This is a genomic window from Limnothrix sp. FACHB-1083 (genome assembly GCF_014696485.1).
GTDB lineage: Bacteria > Cyanobacteriota > Cyanobacteriia > CACIAM-69d > CACIAM-69d > CACIAM-69d.
On sequence record NZ_JACJQD010000005.1, the window covers coordinates 106,572 to 129,945 of the forward strand.

18 protein-coding genes are annotated in these 23,374 nt (G+C 55.2%); 6 read left to right on the forward strand and 12 right to left on the reverse strand.

Annotated features, from left to right (window positions below; all coding sequences use genetic code 11):
- Positions 1-334 precede the first annotated feature (334 nt).
- Positions 335-733, forward strand: a complete 399-nt coding sequence (locus tag H6F46_RS08310; protein WP_190354467.1) for a hypothetical protein — start codon at positions 335-337, stop codon at positions 731-733.
- A 77-nt stretch (positions 734-810) separates the two neighbouring features.
- On the opposite strand, the gene H6F46_RS08315 is transcribed toward H6F46_RS08310, so the two are convergent.
- On the reverse strand, positions 811-2,247 hold the full coding sequence (locus tag H6F46_RS08315; protein ID WP_199291460.1) for a sensor histidine kinase: 1,437 nt from the start codon (positions 2,245-2,247) through the stop codon (positions 811-813).
- A gap of 521 nt (positions 2,248-2,768) precedes the next feature.
- Positions 2,769-2,945, reverse strand: coding sequence for a hypothetical protein (locus H6F46_RS08320; protein WP_190354466.1), 177 nt, complete (start codon positions 2,943-2,945; stop codon positions 2,769-2,771).
- Between H6F46_RS08320 and H6F46_RS19805 the strand changes: the two genes are divergently transcribed.
- Together H6F46_RS19805 and H6F46_RS08330 are read left to right on the forward strand one after the other, a co-directional pair.
- The gene (locus tag H6F46_RS19805; protein WP_190354465.1) at positions 2,944-3,519 is read left to right on the forward strand and encodes an IS607 family transposase; all 576 of its coding nucleotides are present in this window, start codon (positions 2,944-2,946) and stop codon (positions 3,517-3,519) included. The genes H6F46_RS08320 and H6F46_RS19805 overlap by 2 nt on opposite strands.
- Before the next feature lie 13 nt (positions 3,520-3,532).
- On the forward strand, positions 3,533-4,600 hold the full coding sequence (locus tag H6F46_RS08330) for an RNA-guided endonuclease InsQ/TnpB family protein (protein ID WP_370567111.1): 1,068 nt from the start codon (positions 3,533-3,535) through the stop codon (positions 4,598-4,600).
- A gap of 91 nt (positions 4,601-4,691) precedes the next feature.
- On the opposite strand, the gene H6F46_RS08335 is transcribed toward H6F46_RS08330, so the two are convergent.
- The 3 genes from H6F46_RS08335 to H6F46_RS08345 all read right to left on the reverse strand — a co-directional run bounded on the left by H6F46_RS08335 (position 4,692) and on the right by H6F46_RS08345 (position 9,588).
- Positions 4,692-7,460 carry an EAL domain-containing protein gene (locus H6F46_RS08335; RefSeq protein WP_190354464.1) on the reverse strand — a complete coding sequence of 923 codons (2,769 nt, stop codon included), beginning with the start codon at positions 7,458-7,460 and terminating at the stop codon, positions 4,692-4,694.
- Between the two features lie 334 nt (positions 7,461-7,794).
- Positions 7,795-8,886: a metallophosphoesterase gene (locus H6F46_RS08340; RefSeq protein WP_190354463.1), complete on the reverse strand. Its 1,092-nt coding sequence runs from the start codon at positions 8,884-8,886 to the stop codon at positions 7,795-7,797.
- 96 nt (positions 8,887-8,982) lie between these two features.
- Positions 8,983-9,588 carry a shikimate kinase gene (locus H6F46_RS08345; RefSeq protein WP_190354462.1) on the reverse strand — a complete coding sequence of 202 codons (606 nt, stop codon included), beginning with the start codon at positions 9,586-9,588 and terminating at the stop codon, positions 8,983-8,985.
- Between the two features lie 111 nt (positions 9,589-9,699).
- On the opposite strand from H6F46_RS08345, the gene H6F46_RS08350 reads away from it, so the two are divergent.
- Both H6F46_RS08350 and H6F46_RS08355 read left to right on the forward strand, forming a co-directional pair.
- Positions 9,700-10,587 (forward strand): ABC transporter permease, encoded by an 888-nt coding sequence (locus H6F46_RS08350; protein ID WP_099534455.1) that lies wholly within the window; start codon positions 9,700-9,702, stop codon positions 10,585-10,587.
- A gap of 59 nt (positions 10,588-10,646) precedes the next feature.
- Complete coding sequence (locus H6F46_RS08355; protein ID WP_199291462.1) at positions 10,647-11,996, forward strand: CHAT domain-containing protein; 1,350 nt, start codon at positions 10,647-10,649, stop codon at positions 11,994-11,996.
- A 136-nt stretch (positions 11,997-12,132) separates the two neighbouring features.
- Here H6F46_RS08355 and H6F46_RS08360 read toward each other — a convergent pair whose 3' ends face one another.
- The 3 genes from H6F46_RS08360 to pyk all read right to left on the reverse strand — a co-directional run bounded on the left by H6F46_RS08360 (position 12,133) and on the right by pyk (position 16,063).
- Positions 12,133-12,573 (reverse strand): hypothetical protein, encoded by a 441-nt coding sequence (locus tag H6F46_RS08360; RefSeq protein ID WP_099534456.1) that lies wholly within the window; start codon positions 12,571-12,573, stop codon positions 12,133-12,135.
- A 45-nt stretch (positions 12,574-12,618) separates the two neighbouring features.
- Entirely contained in the window at positions 12,619-14,355 is a 1,737-nt protein-coding gene (locus H6F46_RS08365; RefSeq protein ID WP_099534457.1) for a CTP synthase, read from the reverse strand.
- 280 nt (positions 14,356-14,635) lie between these two features.
- Positions 14,636-16,063, reverse strand: a complete 1,428-nt coding sequence (gene pyk / locus H6F46_RS08370; protein ID WP_099534458.1) for a pyruvate kinase — start codon at positions 16,061-16,063, stop codon at positions 14,636-14,638.
- Positions 16,064-16,820: 757 nt separating this feature from the next.
- On the opposite strand from pyk, the gene H6F46_RS08375 reads away from it, so the two are divergent.
- On the forward strand, positions 16,821-18,131 hold the full coding sequence (locus tag H6F46_RS08375) for an NAD(P)/FAD-dependent oxidoreductase (protein ID WP_242027852.1): 1,311 nt from the start codon (positions 16,821-16,823) through the stop codon (positions 18,129-18,131).
- A 24-nt stretch (positions 18,132-18,155) separates the two neighbouring features.
- On the opposite strand, the gene H6F46_RS08380 is transcribed toward H6F46_RS08375, so the two are convergent.
- From H6F46_RS08380 to H6F46_RS08395, 4 genes are all read right to left on the reverse strand, one after another.
- Entirely contained in the window at positions 18,156-20,207 is a 2,052-nt protein-coding gene (locus tag H6F46_RS08380; RefSeq protein WP_190354461.1) for a PP2C family protein-serine/threonine phosphatase, read from the reverse strand.
- Positions 20,208-20,538: 331 nt separating this feature from the next.
- Complete coding sequence (locus tag H6F46_RS08385) at positions 20,539-21,621, reverse strand: diguanylate cyclase (RefSeq protein WP_190354460.1); 1,083 nt, start codon at positions 21,619-21,621, stop codon at positions 20,539-20,541.
- A 342-nt stretch (positions 21,622-21,963) separates the two neighbouring features.
- Complete coding sequence (locus H6F46_RS08390) at positions 21,964-22,305, reverse strand: STAS domain-containing protein (RefSeq protein WP_099534461.1); 342 nt, start codon at positions 22,303-22,305, stop codon at positions 21,964-21,966.
- A 432-nt stretch (positions 22,306-22,737) separates the two neighbouring features.
- Complete coding sequence (locus H6F46_RS08395; protein WP_190354459.1) at positions 22,738-23,319, reverse strand: ATP-binding protein; 582 nt, start codon at positions 23,317-23,319, stop codon at positions 22,738-22,740.
- Between the last annotated feature and the right edge of the window lie 55 nt (positions 23,320-23,374).

The following is a 23,374-nucleotide window of genomic DNA, read 5'->3' on the forward strand; positions in this document are numbered from 1 at the left end:
GATGTTGGGCGATCGGGATCTATGGGGATCTGTGGGGATCTGTCGGGATCGGTTGAAGTCTTGAGAGATCCCAGGCAGAAGGGCGGCAAATAACCCCCTAACCACTGTAAACGGGGAGACGGTGTGAACTAATGGCGTGCATGGGCGCTGGTAATCAATGGGCTGGTATCCCAGGCGATCGGGTGTTGGCTTTCGATCACTGGGGAGGGGTTCGGCTGCCTGTTCGCAGCGTGGCTGGGCGGTTGCTCCCAATCAGCGTTGGCCGCGCCAGAATGGAGATGATTCCAGTTGTGCTCCATGGGCCACTCTGTGCCGAGCACAAGGAGCAAAACCCATGCATTTAAGCCTGATGGGCGATTCCCTCAGAATTGACTTGGAGGGTTGGGAAAAGCTGTGGGCTTTTCATTGGCCCCTCTACTTGGAAGTCCCGATCGCACAAATTCAAGCCGTGCAGTTAGGAGCACCGCCCAGTGACTGGCGAGAACTGCGTGCGCCGGGTACGTTTCTGCCGGGTGTGATCAAAGCAGGAACCTACTACACAAGGCGCGGCCGGGAGTTTTGGTATGCCACTCATGACGGTGGAGAGTTTCTGACGTTGAGGCTGACGGGCCATCAATACGCTCAGGTGGTGTTGACGCTGCCGGATGCGGCAGACTGGCAACGGCGTATCGATCGAGTCATCCCGCCGCCGACTCCCGTGAGCTTGGGGCAACTTCAGTTTGGCTCGCTCTAGCTTTGGCCCGCCCTAGTTTTGGCTCGCGATCGCCCATGGACGGCTGGCGCTGGGCCCGGGTTGGCGATCGAGTGATCTTAGAGATCGGCGGTGAGGGGCAACCACACTTCAAAACTGGTGCCGGGTAAGTCAAAGGGGCGATCGGGATAGGTTTCTGGCCAACGGGGCGATCGCAGGCGGAGGTGGCCCCCATGGCGCGCAATGATTTCGTGGGTGATGGCCAAACCCAGGCCCGTTCCTTTCCCGATCGGTTTGGTAGTGAAAAAGGTCTCAAAAATTTTGGTCTGAATCGCTTCGGGAATGCCGGGGCCATTGTCGGCAATTTCCACCATCACCCAGCCCGTCACATCCATGGTGCGGGGTTCCACCGCCGCGATCGAGGCCGGCTCGATCGCCGCCAAATCCGCCGGTAACTCATCCACGCATTGGGTGCGGATCATGATGGTCGGTTGCCAGCGTCGCCGTTCCAGCAGTGGAATTTGGCTTTGTACCTCCAGCAGCGCATCCACCGCATTGGCCAGTAGGTTCATGAACACTTGGCTCAGGTGCCCCGACTGGCAAGCCACCAGGGGCAATTCGCCATAGGTGCGGATCACTTCCACCCCTTCCCGCAGGCGGTTGTTGAGCACAATCAGGGTGCTTTCGATGCAATCGTGCAAATTTGCGGGTTTAAAGGTTTCTGATCCCACATGGGAGAAACTTTGGAGACCGGCAACGGTTTTTTTCAGTTTGTCTGCCCCGATCGCCATGCTGTCGATCAGTTTGGGCAAATCCTCCCGCAGGAAGTCAAACTCCATGGTCGATCGCAACTGTTGCAAGGTCTCGGGAATTTCCGGCAACAGGGCTTCATAGGCCGTCACCAGTTCAATCAAATCTCGGGCGTATTGAGTCAGATAAACCACATTGCCCGAAATGAAATTCACCGGATTTTTAATTTCATGGGAAATGCCCGCCACCATCCGCCCCAGGCTGGCCATTTTCTCCGCTTGAATCACCTGAGCGCGGGTTTGCTCTTGAATTCGCTGCATGGCTAGCTCGTGAATTTGGGATTGAGCCACCAGCAACTGGTGAATATCCAGCAGGCAATAGCAGCCTTCCTGGGATTCCACCGCCAACGGTTCATAGAGCAAATCGGGCGATCGCTCCAGGGCCGCCCGCCCCGCCTGCACCACAAGCGTGCTGCCCGACAACACCAACAGCGGCACATGGGCGTATTGATACATTACGCGCAGGGGCCGATGTAAGAACAACTCCGGGCCGTATTGTCGGCTCAGGTGCTTAAAAAAACGCCGCCGCGACAGCAGCCCTGCAAAGGCTCCTCGATCGAGCAATACGGCCCCTGGCAGCAGGGGATCCGCCTCCAAGGCTTGGGCCAGCTCAATCCCCGGCTGTGACAAATCCATGACAAAGCAGGATAGGCACAGGTCATTGAGCGTGGACTCCAAATTCAGCGAGGCAGCAAGATTGGGCAGCACAGCCGGAGCAGCCATGGTTGAAGTGGAAGTGGCAAGCATAGGAAATGAGGGTGCAGAGGGACGGGCGAGCCGCCAACAGGTTCAGAGCGTTGCACTCGGAGCCTGGGGCCGATATCAGAACCGAGATGTCATGGGAAAGAATGAATCAGGCTGGCACGCTCGATTGACATCGCCTTAGATAGCCATACAACCCCAAGGGAATCCAGTGTTGATCAACCAATCGCCTTGGTCAGTGGCCTCGGTCAATTGACTCGGTTTGATGAATCGATCGCTTGGAATCGGGGTCTTAAGATTACTTGGTTGCAGGTAAACGTTCCCGACTTCTATCCTTTTCAAGGCTAGCATCTTACAGCAGGAAAGACAGAATAGATCTACCATGAAATCTTGTCAAAGCATCTGATTTCAATCAGCCTGGCGTTGTCAGGGCAAGGCTTTGCCGTGACAATAAGATCATTATTGAATCATCGGTTTAAGAGATCTTCATGATCTTTTTTGGGGATATTTTTAGGAAATGAGCTAAGGGGATGTTTATTGAAATTTGATCTGTTGATAATATGCGTTTAACCAATATTTAAACAAATGACAGTAACAATCTTTTCTGCACTCAATTTTGCTGCCTTGAGCTGTGGCGGCCTTGTCCGATCTTGATTGCGCGTTCTTGAGCCAATTCCCGATCGAGGTTGATCAACAGTAATTAATTTACTAACATTCGCTAACGTATGCCAATATTTAACCATGGCATATATTCCTCTCAGAAAAGCGGTCGAATTTCTGGGATTGCATCCAAATACGCTAAGAAAGTACGCAGATGAAGGAAAGATCGAGACTATCCGAAACGAGGCGGGCCAGCGGCTCTACAACGTTGAGTCGTATGGACGCAACGCAACTCGATCTGCCGTTGTTTGCTACTGCCGCGTCAGTTCAGCCAAGCAACGAGATGATCTCGCAAGACAAGTCCAGTTCATGCGCGATCGCTATCCCAATGCCGAAATCATCCAAGATATCGGATCAGGTCTCAACTTCCAGCGAAAAGGATTGCAATCCCTACTGGTCAGACTCATGCGCGGCGATCAGCTCCAAATTGTGGTTGCCTGCCGCGATCGATTGTGTCGATTCGGATTCGAGTTGTTCGAGTTCATGGCTCAACAAAACGGTGGCGAACTCATGGTTCTCGACCAATCTGTTCACTGCCCAGAATCCGAACTCACAGCGGATCTGCTCGCCACCCTTCACCTCTTCTCTCGTCGAATGCCCGGACTCAGAAGCTACCGGAAGGCGATCCAGGAAGATCCGAATCTTCCTAAACCCTGATCAAAAAGCGCTCCTGAAGCGATGGTTTGGCGTTTCTAGATACGTCTACAACACCACGATCAAACATCTTCAGGAGCCGGGAACCAAAGCCAATTGGATGGCAGTTGCGCCCATCATCCTGGGTTCGCTTCCCGAATGGGCCAAGTCAGTTCCCTATCAGATCAAAAAGATTGCGGTCAAAGATGCTTGCACGGCCGTTCGAGAAGCTAAAAAGGGCTTCAAAAAAGACGGGCAAATTCACAAGTGCCGTTTTCGTAGTCGCAAAGATCGACAACAAACGATCTACATCCCCAAATCAGCCATCAGTGAAAACGGTGTTTACCACACCATCTTGGGGAAAGCAGCTCTGAAAGAATCAATTCCTGATGGCTTCAGTGATGGTCGGTTGACACTTGCCTATGGTGAGTATTACCTGATCACCTCAACAGAGGTGCAACCCATTCAGTCCGAAAACCAAGGGCGAGTGGTTGCCTTAGATCCCGGTGTTCGCACATTCATGACCTTCTTTGCTGAGTCATCCTACGGATGGATCGGCAATGACTCGAACTTGCTGATTCAAAAGCTGTGCTTCAAGCTGGATCGCCTGATTGCCAAAATCACCAAGGCTAAATCAGCCCAAAAGCGCCGCCTCAAGAAAGCCGCCGATCGCCTGCGTTCCAAGGTGCAACATCTGGTGAAAGAACTTCACCACAAAACCGCACGGTTCCTGACTGAAAACTTTGATGTGATCTTGTTGCCCAGCTTTGAATCGTCTCAAATGGTGAGCAAATCACGTCGCAAGATCAAGTCGAAAACCGTGCGGCAGATGTTGACCCTATCGCATTACCAGTTCAAGAAACATCTGGAGTGGAAAGCTTGGGAGTTGGGCAAGATTGCTTTGACCAATATCAACGAAGCCTACACATCCAAGACTGTTTCGTGGACAGGTGAAATCGTGAAGATTGGCGGCTCTCGGGTCATCAAGTCGAAGGTTGATGGGCGATCAATGAATCGGGATCTCAATGGTGCTCGTGGGATTTTCCTACGGGCATTGGTTGATACGCCTTGGTTGAGAGACCATCTCAACTTATGTATTTGTTAGCATCCGTCAGCAAAAAAGTATCGGTTTTGATACTGCCATTCGATCGGGCATCGATCAGACCCGATCGCGACCATGGGGGTTAATCAGCAACCTAGCAAAGGGGATGGCGAGCCGACTGGGAACGGGGCAAGGAACGAATGGCCGGTGGCAATCCGGCATTGAGAAACTGACCAGCTTCCTCGGCGGGCACGGCTCTGGAGAATAAATAGCCCTGGCCAAAGCCGCAGCCCAAGTCTTGCAGGTGATCAATTTGGGGTTGGGTTTCAATGCCCTCGGCAATGACACTGAGGCCCAAATCGTTGGCTAAACCGATGACGGCGCGGACGATCGCCGCGTCGCGTTGATTTTCGAGCATGGCTTGAATGAACGATCGCTCGATTTTGATCGAGTCGATCGGGAATTCCCGCAAATAGTTGAGGGAGCAGTAGCCCGTGCCGAAGTCATCGAGGCAAATTTTAATCCGCCGTTCCCGCAGTCGATCGAGACAGGCGCGGCTGGCGTTTGGATCCAGCGCCAAGGAGGTTTCGGTGATCTCTAGGCGCAGTTCGTAGCCTTCCAGGTCGTAGGCATCCATCAGCACTTCAATCAGGTCAGCCAACTCGGGAACCAGTTGCCGGGCCGAAAGGTTGACATTCACCCAAATGGGAAACACTTCGGGCATTTGGGTTTTCCAGATTGCAATTTGCTTGCAAGCGGACTGCAACACCCAATTCCCGATCGGGACAATCGCCCCGCGATCCTCCGCCAACCCAATGAAAGAAGCGGGCATCATTAACCCGTGGCGCGGGTGTTGCCAGCGAATTAGGCTTTCAAACCCCACAATCGATCGGGAATCGAGGGAAACGATCGGTTGGTAATGCAAACAAAATTCCCGCCGCTCGATCGCCCAGCGCAAATCCGTTTCCAGTTGCAAGAGCTGTTCCGTGTCCGATTGCAGGGCCGCATCAAAAATCACAAAACTGCCATTGCGCTGTTGTTTGGCCCGATGCAAAGCCGCATCCGCATCGCGCAAAATCCGATAGGGCTGGTCGGGGCGCGAATCTCCGTGGGAATCGGGGCGGCAAACAATGCCCATGCTCGCTTGCAAAAACACATCGCGCCCATCCACCACAAAGGGATCGCGAAACACATCCTGAAGGCGGTGGGCGGCGGCCTTGGCGGCGGCCAATTGCCCCTCGTCGGAGGTGGCGGCGGACTCCACCAACACCACAAACTCATCCCCCCCCGTGCGAGCCAGCACATAATCGGGGGAAATGGCCTTTTCCAAACGGCCCGCCAGCATCATCAGCAGCCGATCGCCCACCCAATAGCCCAGGCTGTTGTTAATCCGTTTGAAGCCGTCAATATCCAAAAACAGCAGCACAAAGCGAAACTGCGGATCGCGCCGCCCCCGAGACACGGCCTCCACCAACCGCTCCAAAAACCAAGCCCGGTTCCACAGGCCCGTCAGCACATCATGGGAGGAGTTGTATTGCAATTGGGCTTCCACCCATTTGCGGGAGGTGATGTCTAGCAGGCATCCCTCGTAATACAGCAATCGTCCGTTGCGATCGCGCACGGCCTGGGCCCGTTGATCCACCCAAATGCGTTGGCCGTCTTGGCAATAGACCTGACATTCAAAGTTGCAAGCGTCCTGACTTTGTTCCAACAGTTCCAGGAAACGCACTTCATCGGCCGGGCGCACGTAGAGGCGGCGATCGGTGGCATTCAGGGCCCGCAGGGCCGCTGCGGGAGACTCGTAACCCAAAATGGCCGCAAAGGCGGGATTGGCATGGAGATAGCGACCATCGGGGGCCACCTGAAAAATCCCCTCGATCGCCCGTTCAAACAGGTTGCGGTAACGGGCTTCGGCCTGTTTGTGCTGCAAAATGGGCCCCAGTTGGGCGGTGACGATCGCCAACCGGTTCAGCAAGGTTAAGTCCCGCTCTCGGGGGCTGGTGGCAAACAAAGTCAGCACTGCCAACACGTGATCGCCGGTCAAAATGGGCAACACCACGCTCGATCGCAAGCCCACCCCCAGGGCCATTTGGCTGCGGCTGCAATGGTCGATCGACTCCAGCTCGTAGTTGCTGATCCATTCCGGGCGTTTGGTTTGCCAGACTCGTCCCGGTGGCTGGCAAACCAGCTTTAGGGTCAAGTCCAAGCTCGCCTGCCGAAACAAGTTCACCCCCTCGATCGCACAGAACCAAGCGGGGCTGCAAACCAACGACGCACCATCCAGGCTGGGAACCCAAGCTTCGCCCGCCACCCAGCCGGTTTCTTGGCCTAACACTTGCAACGCTTCTTCCAAAGCGGAGTCAAAATCGGCCGCCGCACTGGTTACGGCCACAACCCGGTTCCACAAGTCGGCATAGGCCGGGGATTGGGCTTCGGCTAAGGACGAAGACGCAGCCGCCGCAACGGTGGAAGGGCAAGATTCTGCACTGGCTGCACCCCCCATGGGCCCCATGGAACGGTTGCCCCCTTGCACCACCCCATCCCCCAACGCCTCAGGGTTGGCATGGGCCAGAAAACGGGGCAATCGGAGCGATCGGGGAAATTGGGGCGATCGAACCCGAGGCCAGAGCCAGCGCCAACGGCCCAGCGGCCCAGGAACCGCCCCCAAGGAATCCGCCGCCATCAGGCTTGGATCCAAAACCTTCAGCAGGCGATGGCGCAAGAGGCGATCGCTCAGCCACAGCACCAGGGACAAACCCGTTAAGCCCAGGGGGCCCCACAATTCCGTGTAGGGGCTGCGATGCGGCAATTCTTCGGGCCAAGGGGTTGTGGGCGTTGGGCCGGTTCCCAAATCTTGGGGCGATCGCGCCATGGCCGATCGCCCCACCCCCTCAATGCAACCCAAGCAGATCACCAAGGCCACAGCCAACCCTAACGGGAGAACCGATCGTGGCGGACGACTTTTACCCCCCGGCCGCCGGATTCGGCAGCTCGATCGATGATTTCGTTGACTGCGCACTACACCCCAACCATTTCGTCCTTGAGTCATGCCTGCCCCTACTTATCAGCGACATCAGCCCTAGTTTTGGCAATCCCGGGCCGTCGTTTTTGAGTGCTAGTCAGCCATCGCTCATCGATCGTCTACCCAATGGTCGATCGGGAATAACCCAACCAACACTTTGCAGAATTGGCGAAAAATCGATTGGCGTTTGGGATTAGCGTTCAATTTTTCGCGCCCAACTTTTAGTGTTCTCTATTTAAATTTTGACCTTCAAAGCATGATTTTTGGACAGTAGTTGATCGCGCCGCACCAACCGACCGTTAAACCCAACAATTTCCCGAGGTAGCTGATCATCACGCAAGGAGCGGAAAGGATTGAGTTGATAACTGCTATACCGCAAATTGGGAGATCCAAACCGTGCATCAATGACGGTCAAAGTGCGGATTGGAGTGCTAGAGGTGCCCAGCCACGATCGCGCACCGCCTCCCAAACATCCCAGGTGTAATAGATCGACCATACCCATACGCGCCGGAAAGTAAGCATGGTGATGGCCCGTGATGTAGGCAGTGACTTGGGCCCGTTCCAAGAGCGATTGCACTGGAGCCGTGTCTCGCAATACATTTCCCGGCTGGTTGCGTTGGGGAGTAACCGCATGGAGTGGCATATGACCCAACAGCAATCGCACCTGGGCTGCTCGGCCGACTTCTGAGGTAAACAACTGTTCGGCCCGTAATAATTGTTCCGCACTAATGACGGGCCCCGAAGCATCCCAGGAGACAATTAGGGCATTTCCCATCCGAAATGCATAAAAAAAAGGGAACCAGGCATCATCCACCCAGTCCCAATTCATGGTTGATCGCTGTCTTTGCCAATAGGCTGCGGCTTCGTTTCGATCGAGTGCATATTTAAAAGTTCGATCGGGCAAGGTGATGTTTGAAGCGTCGTGATTGCCCAAGGTGAACGCAAAGGGAATCCCCCCTTGGCGCAGCGGTTGATAGATGGTGCGATCGAACCCGCCCCACATGGCTTGGAACTGCGATCGGGTGAGGCCCAGCTTTTGGCCCGCCACCATGTCTCCGCCACAAATCACCAAATCCGGCTGCCAGCGCTGAATCAGGGCGATCGCCTGATGAACCTCCGCGCGGTAATCCGTTTCGCCATAGCCATTGTTCAGATCGCTGATGGCAATGATCCGCAAATCACCCCGATCGGGCGGAGGGGCTGGCTCCAAATTGGGAGGACTTTGGGCCCAGGTGCGATCGGCCCGTTGCAGCCAGGTTGCCGCCCCCGTGGCCAGCAAACCACCGGCCAATAGATTTTGAACAAACTGGCGACGGGATTGGGTCACAATGGCGGCCTCTGGGGGGTAATCAACCGTGATTGATTGACTAGCTTGATTGATTAACTAGCTTGATTGATTGGCTTGATTGATTAACTGGCTTGATTAATTTTCGGTGGAGCCAGTCACCTCCGGCCGCAAGACTCCGCGAATACCCACCAGAATTTGATCCACCACCTGGGCGGGGGACTGTTCCGGCCCGATCGCCACTTGCAAGTCCGCTTGGGCATATTGGGCCGATCGGCGATCGCGCAACTCCGCCAAGGCCGCCACCGGGTCGGGCGACTGCAACAGGGGCCGCTGGGCAATTTCGGCCGGATCCGCCTGCAAGCGGTTCACGATCGTCTCCAGGGTGGGATCCAACCAAATCACCAATCCATGGCGCAAATAACCCCAATTTTCCTGTTGGGTGACAATGCCGCCTCCGGTGGCCACCACCAATCGCTTATAGGCGGACAGTTGCGACAACACTTGGGTTTCCAGTTGGCGAAAGGCCGCCTCGCCTTCGGTGGCAAAAATTTGGGCGATCGACTGGCCAGCAGCCTGCTCAATCAACTGATCTGTGTCAAAAAAGCGATAATCCAGGGCGGCAGCTAACTGGCGGCCGGTGCTGCTTTTTCCTGACCCCATTAGCCCGACTAAATACAGACTGGTGCCACGAATCAAGGTGGCGAGATGTTGGGGATTGGGTGGCTCGGAAAAGTCAGTCATGGGATAAGGCAAAAATGGTGCGGTCTATCGTGCGGTTGCTATAGAACACGATAGGGCAGGACAGAACTAGACAAAATTAGACAAAATTAGACAAAATTACAAACCAGGTCAATGAATCACTCGGAAAGTCTGTGGGGGGCGGCTTGGCGGCGATTTTGTCGCGATCGGTTGGCCCTGTTTGGGCTAATTTGCCTGGGGGCGATCGGGCTGGCGGCCCTGGTGGGCCCGTGGCTCTATCCCCTTTCGCCCACGGACTTGGACTATGGCCGCGCCTACCAAGGCCCCAGCCTGGCCCATTGGTTGGGCACGAACGATCGGGGGCAGGATTTGTTGGCGCGGGTGCTGTCCGGTGGGCGGGTGTCCCTCACGGTGGGCATTGCTTCAATGCTGGTGGCGGTCACCTTGGGCACAACGATCGGGGCGGTGGCGGGGTTCTATGGCGGCTGGGTGGATGGGCTGTTGATGCGGCTCACGGATTTGTTTTTGGCCTTGCCTCAGTTGCCCCTGTTGTTGCTGCTGATTTATCTCTTTCGGGAACCGTTGCGGGCGATCGCGGGGCCAGAATTGGGGATTTTTCTGCTGGTGATTGGGGCGATCGGCGGGCTGAACTGGATGAGCGTGGCGCGGTTAATTCGGGCTAATTTCCTGACCCTGCGAGAACGCAATTTCGTGTTGGCGGCCTATGCCTTGGGGGCCCGATCGGGCTGGTTAATTTGGCGGCATATTTTGCCCAACGCGATCGGCCCGGCCATTGTTGCGGCTTCCTTGGCGGTGGGCACGGCCATTTTGACGGAATCGACCCTGAATTTTTTGGGGCTGGGCTTTCCGCCCGATGTGCCCACTTGGGGGCGAATGCTCTACGATGCCCAGAATTTTTTGGAAACCGCGCCGCATATGGCGATTTTTCCGGGGCTGGCGATTTTTATGACGGTTTTAAGCGCCAATTTCATCGGGGATGGGCTGCGGGATGCGATCGACCCGCAACAGCGATCGTCTTGAGGTTGCCCTGACGATCGCCCTGTTGCCTTGTTTGAATAGGAACAGCGTTTTCACTACCCATGGGCGATCGCATGATTCGACAGTTGACGGCGAGCCTGGCAGCCGTAATGGTGGGCAGCACGATCGCGCCGCCGGGTTGGGCCAGCCAGCCCAGCGAACCCGTCACCCCCGCCAACGTGGTCAACAAAATCGAAGCGTTGTGGGAGGGAGAATACGAACGCCAATTCAACCGCGACTTACCCGCCCGACGCATTTCGGCAGCGATTGTCTCGGAACAGTTGCGGGAAATGGAACGGCGCACCGGTCAGCGATCGGCGCTGCTGTACATGATGCCCCGGGACAATGATGTGGAATTGGTGTTGGTCACCGGCCGCAGCGAACCCAGAATTGAAATCATTCCCGGCGCGTCCCAAGCAACCGTCAACGAAGCGGTGAAGCTGCTGACCGTTGCCATCACCAACCCGGTGCAGCGGAACGGGGTCAGCTATTTACCCTATGCCCGACGCTTGCACAATTGGTTGATTGCCCCGATCGAGTCACAACTCCAGGCGGAAGGGATTGAGCTGCTGATTTTTTGCCCCGGCGAGGGGTTGCGATCGGCTCCCTTGGCAGCCCTGCACGATGGCCAGCGCTTTTTGATTGAAAAATACGCGATCGCTCGAATTCCCGGCTTCAGCCTCTTTGATCCTCAAGCGGGCAACCTCCAGCGATCGCGGGTGCTGGCCATGGGCGCTTCGCAATTTGAAGACACCACCAACCTCAGTCCCTTGCCCGGTGTGCCGATCGAGCTAGAAGCGATCGTCGGCAATGGCGATCGGCCCGGTCTGTGGCCCGGTCGTTATTTCTTGAACAACCAGTTCACCTTGGGTGCGCTGCAACGGGAACGCCAACGCAGCGACTATGGCATCGTACATTTGGCGACCCATGCGGAATTCAAAGCCGGTCGCCCCGAAGCGTCGTTTATTCAGTTTTGGCAAGAGCGATTGAGCTTGGCGCAAATCCAGGCGATCGACTGGATCAGCAAGCCGGTGGAATTGTTGGTGCTTAGTGCTTGTCGAACCGCTGTGGGCGATCGGGAGGCGGAGTTGGGCTTTGCAGGCATGGCGATCGCGTCCGGAGTCAAGGCCTCGATCGCCAGTCTTTGGTATGTGAGCGATCGGGGAACCCTAGCCCTGATGAACGAGTTTTATCGCCAATTGCGCCAGGCCCCCACCAAGTCGGAAGCCCTGCGCCAAGCCCAATTGGCGCTCCTGCGCGGCCAGGTGCGAATTGAGGGCAATGAGCTACGCGGCTCCGGGGCCCGGGGTGGCACGGTGTTCCTGCCGCCGGATATTGCTGCCACCGGCCAGGAACTGCTATCGCACCCCTACTACTGGGCAGCGTTCACCGTCATTGGCAATCCTTGGTAGCGTCTGGCAATCACACCCCTGTACGCCCCCAGATCGACACAGACAAGGGGCTTAAGCCCCTTGCCCCACGCAGGTTTAAGCCCCTTACCCCCATGACGATTGAGGCTTGTGTTGATATCGATCGCCCATCGGGGGGTCAATTACCCATTAGGGGGTCGATCGCTCCGGGGCCCGTGATGCATTTAGTGATGTAGTCGTTCACTAGGTGATAGGCTTCGGCGTTGAGTTCCGGATGCAACACCATGTCTTGGCCATTGTCCGGCAACCAAAACACCAGCCGCCCGTTAGCCGATCGGGAGAAGGCCCGAATGGTTTTCAGATTGATGGTGTATTGCCGTCGATCGTAAACCAAATTCACCCAGTAACAGTCGGCGTTGGCATCCGGCAGGCGATCGATAAATTCCATCACCTGCCGGTAGGCCGTTGGATGATCCTGGGGAACCAAAACAACGGGCATGGCAGAGTCCGGCAGCCAAAACGAGATGCGCTGGCTGCTGTCACGCGCAAAAAACCGAATACTCGCCAAATTCACGAGATATTCGTTGCGTTCGTAGGAAAACTGAATCCAATGTGCCACAGCCGCGCGATCGCCCGAACGACATCAACCTTACTCTACAAGACTCTACAAGTTCGCCAGTTCTGCCTCTGCATTACTTGCAAAAGTGGACAGGGGATCTTCTGCCGGATCCTCCACGGAATTTACCGCCTCTAGGGATGCCAAAGCCGGTTCCGGCGGGGCGATCGGGGCTGGGCTGCTGGGCGCTTGTCGGGCGATCGCCGCTTGCACAAACCCCAAAAACAGGGGATGGGGACGGTTGGGCCGTGACAAAAATTCCGGGTGAAACTGCGTGGCCAAAAAGAACGGGTGACTCGGCAACTCCACAATTTCCGCCAGCCGACCATCCAGCGATGTGCCACTGATGCGGTAGCCGGTTTCGATCACCTGCGATCGATAGGAATTGTTGAACTCATAGCGGTGGCGGTGGCGCTCATAAACCACCTCCTTGCCATAGAGCCGGTGGGCCAAACTGTCGGGTTGCACTTGGCAGGGATACAGCCCCAGGCGCATCGTGCCGCCCAAGTCCACCACGTCTTCCTGTTCCGGCAACAGCCCAATCACGGGATTTTCGCATTGGGGATCAAATTCCGCGCTGTTGGCCCCCGGCAGACCGGCCACATTGCGGGCCCACTCAATCATGGAACATTGCATTCCCAAACAGAGGCCCAGGAACGGAATATGGTTTTCTCGGGCGTAGCGGATGGCGGCGATTTTGCCGTCAATGCCCCGAATCCCAAACCCACCGGGCACCACGATGCCGTCCACATCGCTGAGGTATTTTTCGGGCCCCCCGTTTTCCAAGTCTTCGGAGCTGACCCAACGGATGTTGAGTTCGCTGTGGGTGTCGATCGCGCTGTGGCGCAAGGCTTCCACCACAGACAGGTAGGCATCGCTGAGGCTGACGTATTTACCGACGATCGCCACGGTCACGGTGCGCACGGGGTTATGCAGGCGATCGACCAAATTCCGCCAACGGCTCAGATCCGGCTGGCGAGGCTCCATCCCCAACAGATCGAGGACTTGGTGGGCGAGGCCTTCTTCTTCCAAGCTCAGGGGCACATCATAGATGCTGGGCTTGTCCATGGCGGGAATCACGCAACTTTCGGGCACGTCGCAAAATTCCGACAGCTTGGCCCGTTGGTTGGCCGGCAAGGGCTGAGAACATCGACAAACAATGATGTCGGGCTGAATCCCGATCGATCGCAACTCCTTCACCGAGTGCTGCGTGGGCTTGGTTTTTGTTTCGCCCGCCGCCGGAATCCAGGGAATCAGCGTCACATGGACATAGAGCACATTGTTGCGCCCCGCATCCTTGCGGAACTGGCGCACCGCCTCCAGGTAGGGCAGCGACTCAATATCCCCTACCGTTCCGCCAATTTCCGAAATCACCACATCGGAGTTGGTGTTGCGGGCCACCCGATGGATGCGATCGCGAATTTCCCCCGTGATGTGGGGAATCACCTGCACCGTGCCGCCGTTGTAGTCGCCGCGCCGCTCCTTGTTCAGCACCGATTGATAGATTTGGCCGGTGGTGACACTGTTGAGGCGCGACATGTCCGTATCGGTGAAGCGCTCATAGTGGCCCAAGTCTAGGTCGGTTTCGGCTCCGTCGCCGGTCACGAAAACTTCGCCGTGTTGGAACGGACTCATCGTGCCGGGGTCAACGTTGATGTAGGGGTCGAGCTTGAGAATGGAAACCGAATAATTCCGAGACTTGAGCAGCCGACCGAGACTGGCGGCGACGATTCCTTTGCCAATGCTGGAAACGACACCACCGGTTACGAAGATGAATTTGGTCATGGCTGGCAAAAATTTTGGTGCTTGTAGCGTCGGTGCGCGTGAGGGGCGATCGGGTTGCCGATGAACTGACAGATGATTAACTGACAGATCAATCGATCATCTCAACAGATCGTCAGAAGATCGTCAGCAGATTGTCAGATGAAACCCGTCGGGTTTGAACAGCCGGGTTGAACGCCCGGGTTGAACGCCCTCAATTCTGCCATAGGGCCTTGGCGCGATCGCTGGGATTTTAGGGCGATCGCTCCTGACCCCAGGCGCTCAAAATGCTCAGTCTCCCTTGCTAATCGGCGGCGATCGTGTGAATTTTCAGGAAATTGGTACTCCCAGCCTTGCCAAAGGGAACACCGCCCATCACCAAAACCTTATCCCCCGGCGCTGCATATTGACGAGCCAGCAAATCTTGCTCCACCAGCGCCAACGCAGAGGCCAACGTTTCCCCATTAAATCCCTTCAGCAAAATGGGCCTGACTCCCCAACTTAAACTCAAACGGTGATAAACCTTGGGGTCGGGGGTGTAAGCAATGATGGTTGTTTTGGGGCGCTCCGCCGATGCCAGTTGGGCGGTGTATCCCGTTTCGGTGAATGCCACAATGCATTGCAAATCGATCGTTTCATCGATCGCGTGCAGGGCTTCACTGATGGCATCCGTATCCTCATTTTGGTTGGGTGGATAGTTCACAAATTGAATCGAGGGTTCCACCTCCGTGGCAATCCGCGCCAACATTTTGACAGACTCGATCGGGTAGCTGCCCACCGCCGACTCACCGGACAACATCACCGCATCCGTACCATCCATAATCGCATTCGCCACATCACTGGCCTCCGCCCGCGTGGGGCGTGGATTATGGATCATGCTGTCCAACATTTGGGTTGCCGTAATCACCGGAATTCCCCTTTGATTACAGAGGCGAATGATCTGTTTTTGAATCAAGGGCACTTTCTCCGGGCGCATTTCCACTCCCAAGTCCCCCCGCGCCACCATCACCGCATCACATTCATCAATAATGGCCTGCAAATTGGCGATCGCCTGCGGTTTTTCCAACTTGGCCAACACCGGAATTTCCGCACCCTTAGCCGCCAACAATGCCTTCAACACCTGCACATCTTCCGGCTTGCGCACAAAGCTCAAAGAAATCAGATCAACCCCCTGGGCAATCCCAAATTCCAAATCCCGTTTATCTTTGTCGGTAATGGAAGGTAACTGCAAATCTAGGCTGGGAAAATTCACCCCTTTGCGACTTTTGAGAATGCCACCTTCAATGACCTGGCAATGAACCGCGTGACCATCAATCTGTTGCACAGATAACTCCAACAGCCCGTCATCCAGCAACACTTGTGTGCCGGGTTCCGCTTCGGCGGCCAAGTGCGGATAGTCAATGCCGACGGTGTTGGGTTGATTTTGATATTCTGCGATCGGGACGAGGGTTAAGATTTCCCCTTCTATGAGGGGAATTCCTTCGGGTGGTAAATCACCCACGCGGATTTTTGGCCCTTGCAAATCTTGCAGCAACATCAGGGGCAAATCCAGTTCTTCGGAAGCTTGCCGCAGTCGCCAAATTCGCTCCGCATGATCATCATAGTGACCATGGGAAAAATTCAGCCGCGCCACATTCATACCCGCCAAAAGCATTTTGCGGATCATTTCTGGAGAATCGCTGGCCGGCCCGATCGTGGCCACAATTTTGGTGCGATGGGTTAACGGTTTCATATCATTCTTGCCTAACTGACAATACCGGCATCAAATGCGGAACCTGAAGAGATTCACCCCAACGCAATATCCCTGATCATTCAGACCCAATAATTCAGATCAGAACAGCGGCAACTTCAGCACCTTTAGCAACATTAATGTTGAATAATGAAATTGAACGTTAATGTTGCTTGTGGATAGCAAATCGCGCCGTGGGAATTGATCGTGGATCCCTAAAAATTGGATCACCGATAATCCGATCTTGGTTTTAAATACCGAGAACTGTCAATAAAGAAATTAGGAAGATTTGCCTACTGTGCTCTGCAATACCAAACTCGCAGAATTGATCATAAATTCAATTAACTTATTCAATGATTCGTCTGTAGGGTGGGCAATGGTCACCGACTAACTGCTTCATAGTGTTTACTATATGGCATACTAATTTTCTTTAGGCAGCGGCTATATTAATGTAATGATTAATCTTTTGAAATAAATAACTGTTTAATAATAACTGGTTAATTTAAAATTAGAGTTTTCAACTCAGGTTTTTTGATTTTTTACGCTGATTCTAAATTTTTACGCTAATTCGGGTATTGTGTGATTTTTGTAATGCTATCTTAATCAGGTCATTGACCGACCGCCTATTGAACTAATCATCATGAATAAACTATCGGAAATTGCGAATGTGGTCATTTTTGTGGCGCTGCTGAGTTTTATTGGCTTGAGTCTGTTTCGGATTGGGGCCCATTTTTGGCCGATCGTGACGGGAGGTTAGGGGATGAGTTTGGACGATCGCCCGAACATGAACCGATCGGGGCGAGTGGTGGTGGTGGGCGGCGGGGCCGCGGGCTTTTTTGGGGCGATCGCCTGTGCGCGGGCGAATGCTGACCTGGATGTGACCGTTTTGGAGGCGGGGCCCCAATTTCTGAGCAAGGTGCTGATTTCTGGGGGCGGCCGCTGCAATGTGACCCACGCTTGCTTTGAGCCATCCCAGTTGGTGCAACATTACCCACGCGGAGCCAAGGCTTTGCGGGGGGTGTTTAGCCGGTTTCAACCCCGCGATACAGTGACTTGGTTTGTGGGGGAGGGGGTGCTGCTGAAAACCGAGCCGGATGGGCGGATGTTTCCAATTACGGATCGATCGAGCACCATTGCCGATTGCTTGATGCGAGCGGCGGAAAGAGCGGGCGTGCGGCTGCGATCGCGGGCGGCGGTCAGCAACATCACCCACGAGGCGGGACAATTCCAAGTTCAGTTGCGATCGGGGGAAATTTTGACGGCCGATCGGGTGTTGCTGGCCACGGGCAGCCAGCCGACGGCCTACCGCTGGGCGGCGGGGTTGGGCCATCCGATTGTGTCACCGGTTCCCTCGTTGTTCACCCTGGCCATTCCCGATCCCCGGCTAGACACGCTGGCGGGGTTGGCCGTGGAGCGGGCCCAGGTGCGGCTGGTTTTGCCGGAGGCCGATCGGGGTGGCAAAGGCAAAAAGCCACCGGACTCGGAGCAAATCGGCCCGGTGCTGATTACCCATTGGGGCCTGAGTGGGCCGGCGGTGTTGCGGTTGTCGGCCTGGGCGGCGCGATCGCTCCACGAGGCTCACTATCGGGCCCTGTTGCGGGTGAACTGGCTGGGCACGGCTTCGGCAGAGGAGGCACGCGATCGACTGCGAACCCTGAAGCAACAGAACCCACGCAAGGCCGTGTCCACCGCTGGGCCGCCGGAGTTGCCGAAACGGCTTTGGCAAAAATTGGTGGAAGCGGTGGGGGTGACGGCGGATTTTCGCTGGGCCGATTTACCGAAGGGGCCGATCGAGGCGTTGGTGCGCGAGTTGGTGCAGGGAGAATTCAAAATCACCGGCAAGGCAGTCTTCAAGGAAGAGTTTGTGACCTGTGGCGGGATTGATTTGAAATCTGTGGACTTCAAAACCTTGGAAAGTCGCTCTTGCCCGGGGTTGCACTTTGCCGGTGAAATTTTGGACATTGACGGCATCACGGGCGGGTTCAATTTCCAAAGTGCCTGGTCTACGGGTTGGATTGCGGGCCAAGCGATCGCCCAGGGAGTTGCCGCCGCGCCTTTGGGGGTGAACTAGGGCTGAAGTCGTGAATTTTGCGACCTAAGCCGACAAGGACGGCAAGCTACAAACATTGGGCCAGTCGATCGCCGTGGCAGACTCGATCGGGCGATCGGCCGGCTCCTGCTGTCGCTTAATCACAATCAGGGTGATGTCATCAAAAATCTTGGCCTCACCAATGTGGCGATACACATCATCCACCACCAACTTACAAATTTCCTGGGGGGTGCGATGGTGCTCAGTTCGCAACAACCGACAGAGGCGATCGGCCCCATAGAGCTGGTTGCTGTGGTCGGCCGCCTCGGTCAGGCCGTCCGTGTAGAGCACCACCAAATCGCCGGGATTGAGATAGACCTCCGCTTCGGCAATGAAACTGCTGACATCCGCTTCAATCCCGAGGGGAAAGCCCAAATCTAAGGTATCGACCCGATCGATCGACCCATCCGCCCGCACCACGATCGCCTCCTCATGCTGACCGCTGAGGCGCAGTGACCCCCGTTCATAAACCAACAGGGAAAGGGTCATGTTTCGGTACGATCGCATCCGCCTGGTGTTGTCATACACCAAGCGATTGAGGGTGTTGATCGTTTTCACCTGATCAATTTCGCCCACCGCTTGCAAGGTGCGCACCGCCGCCTGCACCATCAGCATCACCATGCCGCTTTCCAGGCCATGGCCCGTCACATCGCCAATGCTGATTTCCACCCGGCCATCCCGGTGCAGCACGTCGTAGTAATCGCCGCCCACCTCATCGGCCGGTTCCATGTAGGCGGCAATTTCCAAATCCGCCGTGTTCAGCAAGTCTTCTTCCTTGGGCAGAATCATTTGGTGCAAGCGACGCACCACGGACAATTCCGCCCCCATCCGGCGATTTTCGTCCGTGAGCTGCTGGTTGAGGGTCACAATTTCCTGATTAGCCCGCGCTAGGTCATAGGTTCGCTCAGTGACGCGCTGTTCCAGGGTTTCCAGATGCACTTGCAGTTGGGTGACCATCCGCGCAAAGGAGGTGGCCAATGCGCCGATTTCGTCTTCCCGATCGGTGGGCAAGGGTTGATCCCAATGGCCACGGGCGATCGCCTGGGAAGCCCGATTCAGGGCCACAATCGGCTCCACCAACCGACCCGCCATCCAATAGGACACCACCACCACCAGCAACAGCACCATGCTGGACACCATCAGGAGCAATCGGGTTTGGGTGGCCAACGCCTCTTGCAGGGACTTCAGCGAGAGGGTGACCAGGGCGGATCCTTGCAGGGCTTGTGACTGATCGCGCAACGGCACAATCACATGCAGCAGATTGCCATTCACCACGCGGGCCGTGGCCTGAGTGTTGAGGCTATTGCGCAAGAGAGACAATTGCTGCTCGGCCAATTGCTTCCCGAGGCCGCTTTCCGGGCGAGCTTGACCCGCAATCACCTTGCCCTGCAAGTCAATGACCCAAATGCCCAGCACGTCCGGTTCCCGCAGCAACTCTTCAATCAGGCGATCGAGACCCAGGGCCTGGCGCAGGGATTCCAAAAAGGCCACATGGTTCCCCACTTGCACAATGCGGCGCTGATCAATCCCCGGAACCCCCACGTATTGAAAGACGCGATCGTCAATTTCCCGCCGCCGAGGCTCTTGGATCACCATCTTGGCCTTGCCCGTCAACAGGGGCCAAAACACATGGGCTTGGGGTTGTTTTTTCGGATCGGGATTAAAACAAAAAACCGCCTCCCCAGGCGGTCGCAAGCGGGCACATCCATCCGCATCCGAAATCCAAACTTCATCAATGATCGAATCGGCCAGAATCTTGTTAATTCGTTGTTGGAGTTGGGCAGTTGGTTCGCCGCGTTTTTGGCTCAAATCCACTAACTGAGCTAAGGCGGTGGCGGTGGCGGCCATTTGCTGGCCCAATTTGTTTTCCACGGTGGCGGGCACATCCCGCAACACCGACAGGGCACGGCTGAGGGTGTTGGCCAGGCGCACGCCGTCTGTTTCGGAGCGCCGAATCAATTCGTGATGGGTGTTCCAGTGAAAAATGGCAATGGTGGGCAAGACGGCCACCACTGCAACTCCCGCCATCATGAATAGCAAGCGTCTTTGTAAATTCATACGTAAATGTTACTTAAAAAATTTTGTCACTTAAACCGTTTGTTCGTCGTTTCAATCCTAGGCCATGTCATTGGTTGCGCCCAATGTCGGGTCAAAACGATGTAAAGCTGATCCCATTTGGGAAAGAACTCAATTCAGAAACAGCCCGGTTCAAGGCCCAATTTGAATCTCAGTGCCAAATTTGCTTCAAAGTCTGTTTCAAAACCTGATCCAAACCCTGATCCAAAACTTAATTGATGGCTTGATTTTCAGCCTAATTCTGGGCCCAATTCAAGATCTTTCTCATTTAGCGTTAATTCAGTGCTAATTCAGCGCTAATTCAGTGCCAATCCTAATGAATTCGCATTTCAATGGCCGATCGAAGGGCGATCGTTTCGTTGCTGAGTTCGTCAGCCACCACCACCCGATTGCGTCCCTGTTGTTTGGCGGCATATAGGGCCCGATCGGCCCGGGACACCAACAGGGTGGGCGAGGTGGTCAAGGAGGGCGAGATGGCCGCCACCCCAACGCTCACCGTCACACAAGGGTTAACGGCCGATCGGGGATGGGGCAGGCTTAACCCCAACACGGCCTGGCGAATTCGGGTTCCCACCAATTCCGCCTGCTGCAAGGTGGCGCGGGGCAACAAGACCGCAAATTCTTCGCCCCCATAGCGAGCCACCAAATCCGAGGTCGATCGAGCCACTTGGGCGATCGCCATCGCCACCTGCTGCAAACAGACATCCCCCGCCACATGGCCCAGCAAATCGTTGTAGGCCTTGAAGGAGTCCACATCCACCATCACCAAGGCCAACGGCTCAGACCGGCTGCCTCGCGTTTGCCATTGTTGCTCCAAATATTCATCAAACCGCCGCCGGTTGGCCACGCGCGTCAAGGCATCCATCGTGGCCTTGGCTCCCGCTTCCGTGGCTTGCACATAGAGCTGCTCGATCATGGCATCCCCATGCTCAATAATCAGCCGCAGCACATGCTCCAGGTCTTCCCGTTCCCGGGTAATGGTTCCTAACAGCGATTGCAGTTTTTGTTCCGCGTTCCGGTGTTGATGGGCCTCGATGGTCAACCGCTCATTGGCGCTCAACAGCTCGTTTTCAATCACGCTGCTATGCTCGATCGTGGTTTGCAAAACCCACTCCAGATCTCGCTTCTGTTGGGCCACTTGCTTCAAAATCGTCTGCAATCGCTGCTGTTGGCGACGGTACAGCGACAGGGTGGACTGTAGTTCGTTTTCAATACAGTCACCATGGATGGCGGTGGTTTCAAGGGCGATCTGGAGATCGCGGTTGCTTTGCTCTAAAGCAGCCACCTGCTGGCGAAGGCGTTTGTTTTCTTCAATCAACGCTTGTGGATCAGACGATGCCGCCGGATCGGGCAGCGACTGGGGATCGCGCACAGTATCTCCAAACAGACGCGGCATAGACCGCTTGTAGAGGGTAGAGCCGAGGGAGCGATCAACATCAACGCCACAGCCTAGTGATTGAACCGATGAATGTTGAACCGAGCGTTGCACAGACCTGGAAGGATCAAGGGCAATTCAGGGAACCCATGCTGCGTGATCGATGCCATAGGATTGCTCACCGCAGGATTACCCACCGAATGATGGCTTGTCATGATGATGACTCAGTGGTGATGACTCAGGGTCGATCGACGTTGAGCGATCTACTCCGAGCGATCCCTTCTGAGTGAGCCATTCTGAGCCATCCCTTCTGAGCAAGCCATCCGGTCATGACCCACGAAACTATCTCCAAGCTCATGATCGCTAAGTTAGCACTAGTTCAATGCTGGGCATGAGGCGCTGGAGATTTTTGAGCGATCGCGTTTGCCAAACAATATTAGCGGATCCTTTAAAAGTTAACTTTGCTGTCCCCCGCTGTCGCAACCGAACTACAAACATAGACAGCATACTGATACCGGAGCTATTGAGGAATTCGAGTTCCTGGAGGTCAACAATGATTTTCTCGGACTCTTCCGCCGCCGCTTCCAAAATATCGAGCACAGGACGGTAAGCCTCAAGGCCGTCCAGACGCAGGGAACCACGGCAGAGAATCGTTGCCGTGGCGGGGTCATACTGAATGCTGTAGTCCGGTTGTTTTAGTTCCATACGAATGAGTGGTGGGAAATTGCGGAGGACTGGGGCATTGGAGAAAACCAGGAACTAAGAAGTATTAACAGAAAGATAGGGCCATGATGTAAGGCGGCAGGGCTGGGGGCGAACCATGGAGAAGGCGCGATCGAATCGTGATCCTGTGGTGATGCTGACCAGTGTGGCCGCATCTTCAGATCCCGTTGGTAGATCCCGTTGGTAGATCCCGTTAGCTAGATCCAGTCGCCCGATCCAGTCAGTCACGCGAATGAGCCATCGCAGTTGGTGCAGTTTCACCATGCGATCGAGCCTTAACTATCCTTACATGAACTTGCTCTGGGCCATGCAAGGTTTCGGGATCCCCCCATCACCGAAATGCTGGCAAGAGTTTGACAATATCTTGGTCTCTTTGCTCAGTTCCAGGGCGATCGACATTTTAATAGTCAATCACTACACTGTGAGTCGGGCCATCACGCTGATCGCAACGGAGTTGTCATCATTAGTAGACGGTGTAAACCGCCACCCCATTTTCACTCCGTAATCTGCCATGATTGAAATCAGCCCCAGGCAAGATTCATTGGACTCTTCACGCCCCATTTGCTCTAGTCGTTGAGCATAAAGTAGGTCAAGATCAGTCGTCAAAATATCATGAATGTGCTTCTGAAACCGGATGGCGCGATCGGCCGTTGTGCTGTTGCAAACCAGAAGCAAGATGCTGGACTCATAGAGATAGAGAGAAATGGTGACTGGGCTGTTCACCCGTTCATCACTGAACTTAATCGCATTCTCAATGAGTTCATTGGCGACATAGCTAATACAGGCTTTAACATTTTCTTGAGTGCTGGAGCTATCGGCCGCGTCCTCATTGTTGCCCGGAAAAAAGGTGGCGAAATAGTCGCCCAAAAAATCGGCTGATAGTCCATAGTTGCGCCAACGAATTTTGCGAGCTTGCGCACTCGGTGAAAACCCCAAGGTTAGGTATTCTTGGGTATCAGGTAGGGAATCGTAAAACTCGCCTAAGGTTACATTCATCACGCTTATGCATTGACCAAGCTAAGAACAGGATAAGGCAAAATTTTCCGAGAGT